General features: G+C 42.6%; 16 protein-coding genes. 14 read left to right on the forward strand and 2 right to left on the reverse strand.

Annotated features, from left to right (window positions below):
- Positions 1 to 85 precede the first annotated feature (85 nt).
- The gene (locus TJ79_RS03955; protein ID WP_040948986.1) at positions 86 to 658 is read left to right on the forward strand and encodes a TetR/AcrR family transcriptional regulator; all 573 of its coding nucleotides are present in this window, start codon (positions 86 to 88) and stop codon (positions 656 to 658) included.
- Positions 659 to 760: 102 nt separating this feature from the next.
- Here TJ79_RS03955 and TJ79_RS25685 read toward each other — a convergent pair whose 3' ends face one another.
- Positions 761 to 1,660 (reverse strand): helix-turn-helix transcriptional regulator, encoded by a 900-nt coding sequence (locus tag TJ79_RS25685; protein WP_052339237.1) that lies wholly within the window; start codon positions 1,658 to 1,660, stop codon positions 761 to 763.
- Between the two features lie 287 nt (positions 1,661 to 1,947).
- Here TJ79_RS25685 and TJ79_RS03965 point away from each other — a divergent pair, with 287 nt between their 5' ends.
- On the forward strand, positions 1,948 to 3,228 hold the full coding sequence (locus TJ79_RS03965; protein WP_238322771.1) for an MATE family efflux transporter: 1,281 nt from the start codon (positions 1,948 to 1,950) through the stop codon (positions 3,226 to 3,228).
- Positions 3,225 to 4,253, forward strand: a complete 1,029-nt coding sequence (locus TJ79_RS03970; protein ID WP_040948988.1) for a phosphotransferase — start codon at positions 3,225 to 3,227, stop codon at positions 4,251 to 4,253. Before TJ79_RS03965 ends, TJ79_RS03970 begins: the two co-directional genes overlap by 4 nt.
- A gap of 119 nt (positions 4,254 to 4,372) precedes the next feature.
- Here TJ79_RS03970 and cdaS read toward each other — a convergent pair whose 3' ends face one another.
- Positions 4,373 to 4,981, reverse strand: coding sequence for a sporulation-specific diadenylate cyclase CdaS (gene cdaS, locus TJ79_RS03975; RefSeq protein WP_040948989.1), 609 nt, complete (start codon positions 4,979 to 4,981; stop codon positions 4,373 to 4,375).
- Positions 4,982 to 5,157: 176 nt separating this feature from the next.
- On the opposite strand from cdaS, the gene TJ79_RS03980 reads away from it, so the two are divergent.
- The 11 genes from TJ79_RS03980 to TJ79_RS04030 all read left to right on the forward strand — a co-directional run bounded on the left by TJ79_RS03980 (position 5,158) and on the right by TJ79_RS04030 (position 15,162).
- Entirely contained in the window at positions 5,158 to 6,252 is a 1,095-nt protein-coding gene (locus tag TJ79_RS03980) for an endospore germination permease (RefSeq protein WP_040948990.1), read from the forward strand.
- Positions 6,245 to 7,723, forward strand: coding sequence for a spore germination protein (locus tag TJ79_RS03985; RefSeq protein WP_052339238.1), 1,479 nt, complete (start codon positions 6,245 to 6,247; stop codon positions 7,721 to 7,723). The genes TJ79_RS03980 and TJ79_RS03985 overlap by 8 nt, the downstream gene beginning before the upstream one ends.
- Positions 7,720 to 8,874, forward strand: coding sequence for a Ger(x)C family spore germination protein (locus TJ79_RS03990; protein WP_040948991.1), 1,155 nt, complete (start codon positions 7,720 to 7,722; stop codon positions 8,872 to 8,874). Before TJ79_RS03985 ends, TJ79_RS03990 begins: the two co-directional genes overlap by 4 nt.
- Before the next feature lie 233 nt (positions 8,875 to 9,107).
- Positions 9,108 to 10,019: an AraC family transcriptional regulator gene (locus TJ79_RS03995; protein WP_040948992.1), complete on the forward strand. Its 912-nt coding sequence runs from the start codon at positions 9,108 to 9,110 to the stop codon at positions 10,017 to 10,019.
- A 193-nt stretch (positions 10,020 to 10,212) separates the two neighbouring features.
- The gene (locus TJ79_RS04000; protein ID WP_052339239.1) at positions 10,213 to 11,118 is read left to right on the forward strand and encodes an alpha/beta hydrolase; all 906 of its coding nucleotides are present in this window, start codon (positions 10,213 to 10,215) and stop codon (positions 11,116 to 11,118) included.
- A gap of 284 nt (positions 11,119 to 11,402) precedes the next feature.
- Positions 11,403 to 11,747, forward strand: coding sequence for an ArsR/SmtB family transcription factor (locus tag TJ79_RS04005; protein ID WP_040949085.1), 345 nt, complete (start codon positions 11,403 to 11,405; stop codon positions 11,745 to 11,747).
- A 32-nt stretch (positions 11,748 to 11,779) separates the two neighbouring features.
- Positions 11,780 to 12,295, forward strand: coding sequence for an SRPBCC domain-containing protein (locus tag TJ79_RS04010; protein WP_040948993.1), 516 nt, complete (start codon positions 11,780 to 11,782; stop codon positions 12,293 to 12,295).
- A gap of 89 nt (positions 12,296 to 12,384) precedes the next feature.
- Positions 12,385 to 12,762: a VOC family protein gene (locus TJ79_RS04015; protein WP_040948994.1), complete on the forward strand. Its 378-nt coding sequence runs from the start codon at positions 12,385 to 12,387 to the stop codon at positions 12,760 to 12,762.
- 222 nt (positions 12,763 to 12,984) lie between these two features.
- Positions 12,985 to 13,353, forward strand: a complete 369-nt coding sequence (locus TJ79_RS04020) for a VOC family protein (protein ID WP_040948995.1) — start codon at positions 12,985 to 12,987, stop codon at positions 13,351 to 13,353.
- Between the two features lie 182 nt (positions 13,354 to 13,535).
- Positions 13,536 to 14,033 carry a GNAT family N-acetyltransferase gene (locus TJ79_RS04025; protein ID WP_040948996.1) on the forward strand — a complete coding sequence of 166 codons (498 nt, stop codon included), beginning with the start codon at positions 13,536 to 13,538 and terminating at the stop codon, positions 14,031 to 14,033.
- Between the two features lie 574 nt (positions 14,034 to 14,607).
- Positions 14,608 to 15,162, forward strand: coding sequence for a CueP family metal-binding protein (locus TJ79_RS04030; protein WP_040948997.1), 555 nt, complete (start codon positions 14,608 to 14,610; stop codon positions 15,160 to 15,162).
- The last annotated feature ends 2 nt before the right edge of the window (positions 15,163 to 15,164 follow it).

Here is a 15,164-nt window from a genome sequence, read left to right on the forward strand (position 1 = left end):
TTGCTATAGCAACAAAAAATAGGAATTGTCAGGTTAGGAGAGATTTTGAACTTCGCTCAAAGAGGCCATTAAAGGAGTGAAAGAAGTGGGGACAAAAGTAAGAAATATACGAATGACTCAAACGAAGCAGTCTTTGATTAATGCTTTTGTTAATTTAGTGAATGAAAAAGATTTTGAAAAAATCACAGTAGCTGATTTAACAAAAGGAGCCCAAGTGAATCGGGCTACTTTCTACGCGCACTTTAATGATAAGTACGAATTGTTGGACTATATAGTTGATGAGTCTGCTTCGGCAGTCATTGAAAACCGCACATTAGGAGTTGTGAAATTCGATAAAGAAAGGATACATGAGCTCGTTCTTGCCGTGTGCGACTATCATCAGCAACCGAATATTCAATGTCGTCGCAGTTATTTAAGTTTAATCCCGCAGTTGAAAGACAAAATGTTAGTGGAGTTAAAAAATTATCTATCGAAAAGTTTTGATGCCATCTATACAGACGAAGAAAAGAGTTTTTACGTACCGATCTATGCAAACATTATTCTTGAGGCTGGTTACTTATGGGCTTCCGGAGCATCATCATTAGACAAAGAGACAGTAGCCAAGAAAATAGCAACATTTATATTAGGAGATAGCAGTCGAGTCATCTTGCAGGGGTAAAAAAATAACCGGGTGAACACGGTCTTTCACAAAATGTCAGAGGACATATCGCTATCGAGCCGTGCACAGCGCGGCTTTTACATTTGACGATATAATAATCGTTCACAACTGCACTTTCCTCAACATTTTCTTATATGTAAGCGGGCTGTATTTCGTTTTCTTTTTAAAGGAATCAATAAAATAGCTAATGCTGCTGAAGCCAACGGTTTCCGATATTTCAGATATGGACAGATTCGTGGTTTCCAGAAATCCAACCGCTTTGGAAATCCGATATTCCATGAGATAAGATGAGATCGTCATATGCATCATTTTTTTGAAAAAGCGGCAGCATTCTCCTCGGCTTACATTAGAGCTTATTGCCATATCCGTAAGCGAGAACTTTGAAGAGTAATTATTGTGTAGATATTCGATCATATCAAGTATTCGAGTATCGTGCTGAGTGGAGACTCCTTCTCTTTGCATGGACATGAGATTATGCCATAGGATAATCCATATGTCTTGTATGATGCGCTGCACGGCTAACTGAAATTCAGGGGTGTCATTTGGAAAGCGTTCATAAATCCATTTCATCTGGTCAAACACTGGTTTAGTCCAATCCTCCTGCACACCGAACTTAAAAAAGGTTTCTTTTCTGCTGAGGGCTGGCAAATAATAGTGCTGCTCAAAAAAACTACCCTTATATCCAGTGAGTAAATGGGGTTCGAAAATTAAAGTGAAATATTTTGCAACCTTATGATCTTTGTTCGGCTTTAACGTATGCAACCGTTCGGGCAATATAAGGAACCCGTCGCCAACGACCATCGTTTCCTCGCGTTCCAGCACGCTAACATTGATGCTGCCTTCCAATACGACCGCGATTTCCAAAGCACTTTGCTTGTGCCAATTTACGAAGCCGCCTACATACTCACTTAAATCATCATGGGAAACAATGAACGGGAAATTAGTATTCAATTTGATCGTGCTGTTCAAATCTTTATCAACTGGAATAATGAGATTCTTCATTAGGTTCACCGTATCTTGTTAATATATTGATATTTTGTGTTAACAATTATATATTATCGCTCTATATGCATCAATATAATTACAGTCATGGCAAGCAGGAGATGAAAGGTGAAACTATTGAGTAACGGTAAGATGTTTATGCAAAATATAAAGTTGAAGATAAATCCTGTACAGGTTTTTGTTCTTCTATGTTTAAGGGAGAGTTAATTATGGATCACAAAGAGACGATGAAGCTGACGAAGGAACCGATTGCTAAGCTGATGCTGACCATCTGTTCCCAAACGACAATGTCCGTCATGCTTTATAGCCTCTATGCCCTTGTAAACACTTTTTTTGTAGCGCTGGGCGTGGGGCCTTATGCGGCGGGGGCGGTGTCTCTATCCGCCCCTATGATCCTGATTATCGGGGCCTTTGCCAGCACAGTTGGGGCAGGGGGAGCCTCCATAATTTCCAGATCACTTGGTAAAAATGATACGGAAAAGGCAGCCTCAACCGCGGCTAACACGTTCATGCTGTTTTGGATAATCGCGCTTGTTTTCTCCATAATCGGTCTGCTTTTTCTGGACCCGCTGTTGAAAATGATGGCGGTGGATGCCATTCTGATGCCCTACGCAAAAAGCTATACAAGTATCATCCTGATGGGCGCAGTGTCGGCGACGGGGTTTTCCTCTCTAATCCGGGCGGAGGGCAATATTAGGTATTCCATCTATCAGTGGGCAGTCCCCTCTTTGGTTAATCTAGCTCTGGACCCCCTCTTTATTTTTGTCTTTCATATGGGTGTCGAGGGAGCGGCGTTAGCTACTATAGTCGCCCAGATTGTATCCACTTGCCTAAGTATGTATTACTTTTTCCTATCAAAATTTCACACCTATCCCATACGCCGACGTCATTTCCGAATCAAGCCGGCGCTGATGGGAGAGATTGTGGTCATTGGTTCGCCCACTTTGCTGACCCAGTTTTGCCAAAGCGGATTACTTGTCTCAATCAATCATAAACTGGGGACTTTTGGCGGCCCTGATGCCATTAGCGCATTCGCCATTATCAGCAGGTTAAAATCCTTTCTGTTTACGCCGATCAGCGGGATTGTACAGGGGTTGCAGCCCATTTTAGGGTTCAATTATGCGGCCAATTGCCAAAAGCGAGTTAAGGAGGCCATGCAGGTAGCAATATTGGCCTCCATTAGTTACGGAGTCGTGATCATGCTTATTTGTGAAGTCATACCCGGACAGCTGATCCGTATTTTTATAGCAGATAAACAGATTGTAACAATAGGCATTACAGCGCTGCGGGCCATCGCACTGTCCTTTCCTTTTATGGGCGTACTAACCCTTGCATCCGCCTATTTTCAGTCAACGGGAAAATCGGCGGTCGCCATCGCGCTCCCGACTATGAGTGTGCTGCTTATTTCGCTGCCCACGTTGTATATTCTATCCGGTCTGTTTGCACTGCCGGGTGTATGGTTTACCTATTTGGTTTCGGATGCGATCATGTTTATGGTTTCAACCGCCTTTTTGCGGTCTTCATTAAAAAAACTGCATGCAGAAGGAATAGGAGCGAGCATAATATGAAAAGCAACACCAAGAGCATTTTTCCGCGAGGAACCATAGAGATGATTATGCGGGAGCATTTCGGCAAGGATGTCGTATTGGATACGATTACCGAGATTACCGACGGGTGGTTTAACGCCATCTATATTTTATCTTTTGCCGGTCAAGGTGCGAGGGGATACAAGGAACTTGTTCTAAAGACTGGTGTCCAGGACTCCAAATATATCCTCTCCTATGAAAAAAATATTATGCGAGCAGAGATACTTGTTTACAGCCTATTAGAGGATACAATCGTGCCGGTTCCGAAAATCGTCGTCCAAGATTTAAGCAAATCGTTGGTGGATTGCGATTATTTCATCATGGAAAAGCTCCAGGGGGATAATTGGATGAATCTGGACGATACGATTTCAGTGGATAATCAGGAGAAGCTGATTGGTGAAATCGCGCGGTACACCGCTTCGATTCACAATATAAAGGGCAGCTATTTCGGATATCTGAAGGACGATAAGGAGTATCAGTTCACGGATTGGCGTTCCGCATTCCAGGGTATGGTGCACATGATGATTCGAGATGGACTTAAGGGAGGGGTCGACCTGCCCTATGACTCTATTTTGGCTGCCTTTGAGCCTTTGTGGGAGATATTGAATGAGGTTAAAGAACCAAGTCTTGTCAACTTTGACATGTGGAAAAAGAATATCATGCTAGCGGAAAAGGACGGCGAATATTATATTGATGGCATCATTGACCACGAACGGGCGTTTTACGGCGACCCCTATGCCGAATTTATCTCCAGCCAGACCATTTGCGGGGATGTAGAACACAATAAGGTATTCAAAGAAAACTACAGCTTCATATCCGGCAAACCCTTCACCTATACCCGAAACGACAAGCTTCGTTACTTTATGTACAATATGTATTTGTCCCTGCTTATGGGAGTAGAGGTTTACCGCTACAACGAGGAGGACACCAAACAAATGTTGGAGCATTGTAAAAGCAGGATTGCGAATGATTTGGCGGAACTGAAGGATTTTCTTGAGAATGCCTGATCGGTCAGTTAAGTAGGTGATTCATGGATCCAAGTCTTAAATCGAGCATGTCATTAGTTATAACCGCGTATTACGCGGTTTTTCTTTTTTTTAAGTTAATAGTTCGGGACTAGGAGAGTCTACATGTGAATTGGATGCAGGGCTCCATTAATGGCGAAAGAAGCCTGACCGGTTTCTTCAGATACGACGAGGACGATCGCATCGCAGCGTTCAGTCAATCCGATTGCTGCCCGATGCCTCGTTCCCATTTTTCGGTCCGTTACAACAATGTTGGATAAGGGGAGAACGTTAGCGGCAGATATCACCGTTTCGGAACGAATCAAAATGGCACCGTCGTGGAGCGGATTTCCCGGATAAAATATCGCTTCGATCAAGGAATGGGATAACGTGCCCCCAATTGGTACATTTGATCGGAGAAGTGGGTCAAGGGAATCATTGCGTTCAACGACGATTAGCGCCCCATGTTTTCGTTCAGATAAATTCCGTATGCAAATTGTCAAATCCTCGAATTTAGATGTGTAAGGAGATAAATAACATTTTAGATAAAAAGAAGCCGCCGTTGTTACAATATCAGTCATGACGTTTCTCATATTTTCGAACTCTTGTACAAGGCATATCTTTTCATTGCTCAATAATTCGATATTCCGCTTAGCAAGCGAAGAAATTTCTTCAAGCTGTTTCTCGATATGATCCTTTAGTGAGGACGAATCGCAGATACCATTTGCCATTTTTCGGACCCTCATTTCGGGTAGAGATCTGCCATTATTTTGCCCAAAAGAGATGGTATTATCCGCTTCAATGTTTATGAATGTTATCTGATGGGTGCATAATTTTTGGAAAACATAGCCATCCTACGATGAGACGACGCTTCTGAAATAGCTAATGACGCTGATAGGTGGGTTTGATGAACAATACATCAGGAAAAGTGAGTTTCGTACAGATATTTTTGGTGATGATGCTGTTCAACGGGATATTAAGCCATGTTATTTTGAATCCGATTATATTGGATGCCTCCGGAAGGGATGCCTGGATATCGGTTTTACTTACAACGGTTCTGTATATCCCTTGGTGCATCTTACTTGTTTACATTATGAAAAAATCAGGTGGACAAAAGCTGCAGGTTTGGTTGGCCAAACAGACCTCGCCTTTTTTTTCCTGGCTGCTCATTGCCCCTGTAGCTTTGCAATTGTACGTGCTGGGTGGCATGACCATCATCCAAACAACACTTTGGACCATATCGAATTATTTACCGCTGACCCCCCAGTCTGTATTGATAATCGTTCTAGTTGCAATTTGCCACTATTCGGCCAAACAGGGGGTAAGTGCCATAGCTATAAACTCGGGAATATTACTCCCGATCGTCGTCGTCCTTGGTTATTTTGTAACGGGGGCAAATCTTCCGGAGAAAAATTGGTCGCTGCTGACGCCAATTATGGAGCATGGATGGGGCCAATCCTTAAATGGAATGATTTATGCTGGCGGCGCTTTTACCGAAATATCACTGCTGTTGCTGCTTCAACATCAGTTGAAATCCAAAGTGCGGGCATGGCAAATCGTTCTTTTAGCGTTTGTTCTTGTCTATATTACACTCGGTCCGATAGTCGGGGCTATTACCGAATTTGGACCGGTGGAAGCTGCCAAACAAATGGTTTCGCCATATGAACAATGGCGGCTTGTCAGGGTAGGTAATCATATTGAACATATGGATTTTTTGTCTGTTTTTCAATGGCTTGCCGGCGCTTCAGTACGGATCAGTTTAGCTCAATATATGCTGGCTGACTTAATGCCTTTTCGGAAGCCGAAATCACGAAATTGGTTTCTGCTCGGGATCACGCTAAGCTATATTTTGCTGGGTCTAATTTCAAGGAACACCTTCTATTTGGAGATGTTTAAGAGTTACCTTGTCATTACATTATTCATGACTTTAGCGCTCACAATCATCTGGGCCGTTATCGCCTTGTTTTCGAAACCTGTAGCAGGGGATGTAACCCATGAATAGTCAGAAAAAGGAATCACTGTCTTCAGAACAAACGCTGCGCGACTTGTTTAGCGCATCATCCGACGTACATTTGCAGGTGTTTCATTATCATAACCAAGAAACGTCATCCGACATCATGCTTATCTATTCGGAGGGCCTTTGCGATAGCTCTCAAATCGTGAAAACCGTACTCCCGGAATTGAATCAGCATTTCCTCAAGGATAGCTTTGGATCCCTATTATCCGAGCAGTCCTCTTACTTTCTGCCGCTAACTCGCTTCGAAGGTGGGGGGACGAAACAGCAGATCGAGGAAGCTGTTTTTGAAGGGAATCTCGTACTCGTATTCTTGAACGAAAACACCCTTTTTAAGCTTAATTTAAGCCGACGGCCAGAGAGAACCCCCGAAGAATCAAGCACCGAAATATCCATTAAGGGGCCGAAAGACGGATTCGTGGAAAGTTACGTGACGAATATCGCATTGATCCGAAAACGAATTCGAAGCACATCACTTTGCTGCGAATCATTTATTCTTGGGAAACGGACAAGAACGAAGGTCGGGTTATTGTACTTCCAAGACATCTTAAATCCTTCTATTTTGAAAGAGGTACGCGCGCGTATAAGCAAAATCGATGTAGACGCAATTTACAGCAACAACCAGTTAGAAGAAGCGTTGGCTGATGTCAAGTATCCGTTATTCCCACTGATTGACTCTTCCGGCCGCCCTGATTATGCAGTCAGCAGTCTTCTTGCCGGGAGATTTGTTATCGTTGTCGATGGGAATCCTATGGTTTTGATAGGTCCTACAACATTTGCGCTAATATTGAAATCTCCTGAAGATGTTCACTTTAGTTTCCAATACGTATCGTTTGCGCGAATTATTCGTATATTGAGCTTTTGGCTTTCCATCTTACTGCCCGGGTTTTGGGTAGCCTTGACTGCCTTCCACCAGGATCAGATTCCGTTCCGGCTAATGGCGACGATAGCGGTGTCGCGGTTAGGTCTTCCGTTATCAGCACAAATGGAAATGTTTTTACTGCTACTGCTTCTGGAAATATTCAGGGAAGCGGGCGTCCGGTTGCCTAGCTCCATTGGTCAAACTTTGACCGTCATCGGCGGTCTGGTAATCGGCGATGCCGCCATTCGTGCCGGACTCGTTTCGCCCTCCGTCGTTGTTGTAGGTGCAATAACTGCCGTTATGGGGGTTACATTAGTCAATCAAACGCTCAGTACCACCACAAGCGTCATTCGCTTTGTGTTTTTTATGGTTTCGTCGTTCATCGGGATGTATGGACTTATATGCTGTTTGCTCTTGCTACTGATTTACATGGCAAGATTGCGGTCCTTCGGCGTCCCTTATTTGGCGCCATTATCCCCTCCGAATATGAAAGATATTTTACCGGGATATTTACGGCTTCCATGGAGCAAAATGCGGACTCGTCCAAAGAGTATTCACCCGGTGGATCCGGATCATCAAGGGGAAAAAGGCTCATGAGAAGAAAGGGAATCATTGTTCTCATTTACATCGTGCTCCTGTTAATGCCAACCGCCTGCTGGAACTCGAAGGATTTGCAAAGTATGGCCTATGCTACTGCGATTGGATTAGATTACGTGGATGGGAAATTTATTACCTACATCCAAGTTCTCAACTTCTCCAACATAGCCAAAGGAGAAATGTCATCTGAGGGAAAAAATGTTCCCACCTGGATTGGGAGAGGAGAGGGGGTGACAGTAACCGAATCGCTGAATTCTATTTATTCCACGGCACAGTTGAGGATATTTTGGGGGCATGTAAAGGCAATCGTGATGAGCGAACGGTTCATGAAACAAGGAGCACGCGTAGCGGAAGCCTACGACATGATCAACCGTTATCGAGAAATTCGGTATAACATCTTGCTGTTCGGTACAAAAGAACCGATGCGAAACGTGTTTTCCCAAAAATCGAACCTGTACATGTCCCCAATCGAGTCAATCCTGGAAAACCCTTTGGAGCAATACTCTCAGCGTTCATATATTTTGCCAATGTACGGGTATAAATTCATTGCGAAACTTAATGAACCGACAGGCATTGCCATACTGCCGTCCCTGTCCATTAATTCATCGGCTTGGACCGAAGATCAAAAAAAACGGACCATGTTCTGGATCGACGGAGCCTATATTTTTTGTGATAACAAATTTTGCGGCTGGTTTTCCAACGAAAAACTAGCAGGTTATCGCTGGATGGAGAAGAAGCTTGAACGTTCATTAATCAATGTTCCAAACAGTCCGCATCCCGATGTTGCGCTCGTCATGATAAAGCCGAAGCCTTCTGTTCAATATACAATTCGAAACGGTAAGGCACATTTTACTATTAAGCTGTCTATTCAAGCATATGTCGATGAAATGATCTATAACCGATCAAGGAAGGACATTGAGGAACAGGCGGCGCAAGACATCGAAAAACAAATTCGGGCAACCTATGAAAATGGATTGGGCATCCATGCTGATGTACTCGGACTTACAGAAAGCCTCTACAGGAAAAATCCGAAAATGTGGCAAAAGTTGCAGGAAAGCAACAAATTCATCCTCGATCATGATTCATTAGAGCGAATCGATGTTGCCGTCAAGTTGCAGCATTCCGGCAAATATAAATTGCGGGTTAAATGAGCTTTTGCTTTATGGGCAAATTTTCGGCGAGATCGAATTGGCTGAATACAATATAGACTCACTCCCCTTATGCGGATGCGAAAGCATCCGTTTTCTTCAATTGAAAATAATGGATATTATGCTATGATTTAATAGATCGAGAACAAATGTTTGTGATCGTATAAGTCCCAGTTGTTTCTCAATCAGCTAGGACAATTGCTGCTATCTACACCAGTATGGAGGCGGGCCAATTAATGGAACATCTCTGGACGGAAGGAAAGAAGTATTATTCGGGATATCGGTTAAGGATGGAATTCGATACGGAAAATATTGGGCATGACGATAGCGATGTGCCGTCCAGTTATCGCATAGCTTTAGTCGTAGAAGGAACGGGTTTAGTGCAGGTGGGGGATGTAATCTATCCTGTGATAACCCCGAGTCTCTATTGCATAAACGAAAAAGACAGAATTCGGTTTAAGTCAGACACTTCACTGAAGATAAAATCTATATGGTTTAGTCCGAATGTCATACATGATCGATTGACAGATTTATTAGAGGGCAAGCTTGAAGGCGAAGAAGTTGATGGCACCGATTTTCAGGATTTATGGATATTGGAGCCTTTTACGGAGCGATCCGGGACTGATTACGGATGTATGCTTCTGGATAATGCGGTCGCAAAGTATATGGAGGGGATTATGGAGGAGATCGGCAAAAACTTGACGATTCAGCCCGACTTCCATTGGCCATGTCGCAGCCGTTCGTATCTCATGGAGTTGTTATTTAGGATCCGATTGCTGTATCAGAATAGCCGCTCTACACCGGCAGCAATACCTCAAACCGGATTGGAACCGATCAGTCCGATCATCGAATACTTACATATGCACTATGGTCAAAAGATTAAAGTAGAGGACCTCACCTCCCGGTTTCTAGTGAACAGGACAACCTTGAATAAGTGGTTTAATCAATCAACAGGTCTTTCTGTGATTACCTATTTATGCCGGCTAAGGCTGCAAATTGCAGAGATGATGTTAAGGAATACAAAGCTCCCCGTCTCAGAAATATTGGCGATGGTCGGGTTTCAGGATGATGCGCACTTTATTCGACAATTTCGTAAATACTCAGGCTATTCCCCTGCGGATTATAGAGTGAGATTTTGTACAATGTGATAATAATTGTGATAACTAGTGTCCCTTTACCGAGGGGCACTTTTTTGATGGAGGGAACCATGATGAAGTACTGTTAATAATCAGGGAAACGCTGTGAATAATCCCTGTTTCCGATAATCGGGTGGTTATAGAATGTGGATGAGGAAAGGTGACGGAGAGACCACCTCAAAATTTGAAGGAAGGCGATGAGCGAATGAAGTTTATGAAGGTATTAGGAGTTGCTTTACTCATCTGCTTGCTGGGACAGTCTCTTGTTTCAGCAGCCCCACGTGCAAGTCATCCGTATTCCTCTACACTGAAAGCAACATTTTACAGCGAGTCCTTACAGAAAAATATGAGACTGAATGTCTATTTGCCACCTAATTACGACAGTCAAGACAGATACCCGGTCTTATATGTGCTGCATTCCTACAAACTTAATGAAGATCATTGGTTTGACGCTTTGGGCATCACAAAGAAGTCAGATGCTTTGATCGCGAAGGGTAGCATAGAGCCGCTTATTATCGTCGCGCCGGAGATTGATAATAGCTTTGGTGTGAACTCCTCTAAACAACCAGGTTATGCAGAGGGGAGCGGGGCGCCGGGAGATGAAGGGGTTTTATACACCGGAATGTACGAAGATTATATTACAAAGGACGTTGTTTCTTACGTTGACACCCACTTTAACACACTTAAATCACGTAACAGCCGTTATATCGGGGGAACTTCAATGGGGGGATTCTCAGCGCTCCATATTGGCTTCCGGCATCCCGAACTATACAGCAAGGTCGGCGGCCATTCTCCGGCGCTTTTTGATGGACCCATGTGGGATGTATTGGAGAAAATGATTTACCCGACGAAAGAGGTTAGAAAACAGAATGATCCCCTCTATTTGGCGGCGAATCAGAAACTGAACAAGCTGCAAATTTATCTCGATATGGGGGACCAGGATGATTTCAAGGTTGTCACCCAAAAGCTAAGTGACATATTAAAAGGGGTTAAGACGAAATCATTCGAGTTTCATGTCAACAAAGGCGGTCATCATGATGACGCTTATTGGAGCAGTCAGATGGAGAATTATTTGTTATTCTACGCAGGAGTTGAACCGGATTCCAACTAAGAATCATGGATTCTGAAAACATTCCGATCTCAGTGTTCATCTGCTATGGCACTAACTAAAACAAAGCCAATCCTTCGTTGTTAAAGGATTGGCTTTATATAATAAGTTGCATAGAGAGTGTGAAAACTATGTATGTGCTTGATCTTGCCATCATGAAGAAATTAATTTTCAATATTCCTTGACAGGAATATTCGGTTAGGAGTATATTTGAATTACAAGATGATAGTTATTCTAATCAAGGGAGATGATTAAGCAAAAAATCATTATAAACTGAGGTGAAGAACGTGTCCGGCAAAAGTCCGGGAATGGACATTACGACGCTAAGTGCTTTGGCAGAACCGAATCGTATGAAAATCGTTCAACTGTTGCGCGACGGTCCTCTCACCGTGGGCGAAATCGCCGGTCGGCTGGGGCTACATCAACCGCAAGCATCGAAGCATTTGAAAGTGCTTAGCGATAGCGGGGTTGTAGAAGTGCGAATCGATGCGAACCGCCGGATCTACAAGCTTCGGTCTGAACCCTTCCAAGCGATGGATATTTGGGTTCAGTCCTTCCGGCACATTATGGAACAAAGATTTGATAACTTGGACAATTACTTGCGTGAGCTTCAGAACAAGGAGAAACCATAGCAAACAACATGGAACGAGGAGGAGTAATTACAATGTCGAGCAATGAAATGGTTTCAAACGTAGAAAACGATCGAGTTTTGGTACTGGAGCGCGTATTCGATGCGCCGCGCGATCTTGTTTTCCGGATGTTTAAAGAATCTGAGCATCTTAAGCGTTGGTGGGGACCGAAAGGCTGGGAGATCCCGGTTTGCAACATCGATTTCCGCCCGGGCGGTGTGTGGCACTACTGCATGAAGTGCGTTGATCAGAATCTAGGTCAATTTTTCGGCATGGAATCATGGGGGAAAGGTGTCTATAAGGAAATTGTCGAGCCGGAGAAGATCATCTACACCGATTATTTTTCGGATGCTGAAGGGAATATTAATGAGTCCATGCCATCGACTCTAATCACGATGGATTTTATAGATCTGGGCAGCAAGACCAAGTTGGTAAACCGTTCTGAATATGCGTCGGCAGAGGGCCTTAAAACCGTCATGGACATGGGTATGTTACAGGGAATCACCGAAACCTGGAACCGCTTGAGCGAGCTGTTGGAGTCACTTAAGTAATTCCCTTTAAAGCGGCTGTCAGCGTTAGTGCGAATGGGAAGCTTCGGGCTACCCGGTAAATTACTATATAATGAGGAGCGTGTAGGATAATGATTAATAAACTTGGCCAAGTTATGTTGTATGTAAGCAATCAAGACGAATCCAAAGATTTTTGGACAGAAAAACTAGGGTTTGAAGTGATCTCAGAAGAAACCAATGGACCGATGAAGTGGATCGAAGTTGCTCCTAAGGGCGCAGAAACCAGCATTGTGCTTCATAATAAAGAGTTTGTTGCTCAAATGAATCCAGAAATGAATCTGGGAACACCATCTTTAATGTATTTTACGGATCATCTCGATCAATTGCGTCGGGATTTGACAGACAAAAACGTCACAGTTGGAGAGATTGTTGAACTCCCCTCCGGACGAGTCTTTAATTTCGCGGATAATGAAAATAATTACTTTGCCGTATTGGAAAAAAATAAATAAAAATCCCCACCAGACTAATTTCAGCCAATGGGGAAGTCGTAAGAGGAACGTTAGCAGAACAAATAAGCGGCAGTCTAGGACTATGTTTATAGTCTAAGATTGCTGCTGTTTTTTTATAGAAAGGTATAAATTGTAGGTAAGACCACAAAAAGGACAATGCACAAAGTTACCGAATCAGTATATGAACGGATCTTTTTGGTTAACCAAAGGAGGAAAGTGAGTATGAATGGTGTTGGTCTATTTGTTGAAGACATGGAAAAGATGGTTTCATTTTATAGAAATATCCTAAACTTTGAAACAGATTGGGACGGTGGAATGTTCGCAAGTTTCAAAAAGGGTAATGATGGCTTATTTATGTATGATCGAAAAGATTTCGCAAAGTCTATTGGCGAAATGTATTATCCGCCGAACGGAATAAATCTTACAATGGAAATGTACCTAGGCTTTACTACGAATGAGGTTGATAAAGAATATGAAAGATTGAGAAATCTTCATGTAAGGATCATAACAGAGTTGGCGACTCAACCGTGGGGGCAGAGAAACTTTTTTATTGCAGACCCTGAGGGGAATCTTATAGAAATCGGAGATTAATTGAGATCCATAGAATCGATCATGTGGGTATAATTGTTAGACTGGCGGAACGAATCGGATAAAAGTCGAATATCGCCAACCTATTAGTTTGAGTAAAAGCTTGAGAAATCAGGCTTTTATTTTTTATTATAAGAAATATTGTGTTTTGAAAAAACGTACAAAAGGAATGGGGAAAAAACAAGATGATTTCTATACGAAATGTTCAACCGACAGATTTAGAACAGCTGCAATTGATTGAGAATGAAGGCTTCTCGGTTGAAGAAGCTGCCACGAAAGAAGCATTTGTGCAGAGAATCAAGCTGATAGCGGATACCTTTATTGTGGCGGTGAGGGATGAGAAGATTCTTGGATATATTAATGGTCCCATTATTCATCAACCTTATATAACGGATGATCTATTTACGGAAATCAAAGGAAATCCGAAAAGAGGGGGATATCAGAGCGTTTTAGGATTGGTAGTGTCCAAACAAGCTAGAAATCAAGGGTTAGCAAAAATATTAATTAAAAAGATGGAAGAGCTAGTAAAGGAGAATGAGAGAGAGGGGATCACATTAACTTGTAAGCGGGAACTAGTTTCTTTTTATGAAACATTTGGATTTGTAAACCATGGGTTGTCTGAATCAAAGCATGGCGGAGTAAACTGGTATAACTTGCTTAAATTAAGAGAGAGTATGAATTAATTCGATCGGCAGTATTCCGGTAAAATGTGCTGATATCTATCCGTGATTCCAGTGTCTATTTCTGGCGGGAGGGCCCAACGATCTCTGGAAGAAGGATATGCAAATGAAATGTTTGTATTTCATTGTTTCTACATGGTTTCAACATCATTTTCTCACATATTAAGGCTATATTGAACTTGTAAGATTCAAATAAAGCAAGATCAATATTAATTTGAGGTGAACGATATGAGTTGTTGCGGCGGACATCATAACCATCAACAAGATGAACACCAGCATAATGGAACACAAGCAGAGAAAAATACTAAGATTAACTGGATGATGATCATATGTTGTGTTCTTCCTCTAGCTGTGGCTGCTGTGTTGCTCTTGAGTGGCACAGTATCGGGAAACTTAGGGAATAGTATGATTTTCCTCCTCGCCCTCATTTGCCCGTTATCCCACATGGTTATCATGCCTTTTATGATGCGTAGAAATAAAAATCATTCGTGATATAACGAATCTGTGATCAATGGAAAGGCTGCCGAAGAAATGAATTCGGCAGCCTTGTTAAAATATTGGGGGGATCGTTTAAAAAATGAAAAGAAAAATAGTATTGACTTCTGTGCTAGGTGCCGTTGTGGTAGTTCTTCTGTCTGTTTATTGGGGGAATAACCAAAGAAATGCGCCCAGTAAAATGAATAATCAAGACATCAAGCAACTGGTGCAGGATTTCAGTTCAGGCAAACAAAAAGCAAAATCAGCTTCTATAACATCTAACCAACTTATTGTGACCAGAAGCGGCTCTAGATCGGTAACCTATGAACTGCCCACTAACGAATTTTTTCTTTCGATTGCTCCCTACGTAGAGAAAACGCATCCTTGCGCTACTCACAACTTGGTCAGTTGTCGAGGAGAAATGGTCAATGAAGAGTTTAAGGTATTCATTGAAGACATTGAGGGCAACGTATTAATTGACCGATCAATGAAATCCCAAGAAAATGGATTTATCGATTTGTGGCTGCCACGAGATAAAAAGTACAACGTGACGGTCGAGCAGAACGGAAAAATAGCGAAATCCGAAATATCCACTTTCGATAACGACGATACTTGTATCACTACCATGCATTTAGTAGATAACAAAAATGTCTAAAT

Source organism: Gorillibacterium massiliense (genome assembly GCF_000455485.1).
Classification (GTDB): Bacteria; Bacillota; Bacilli; order Paenibacillales; family NBRC-103111; genus Gorillibacterium; species Gorillibacterium massiliense.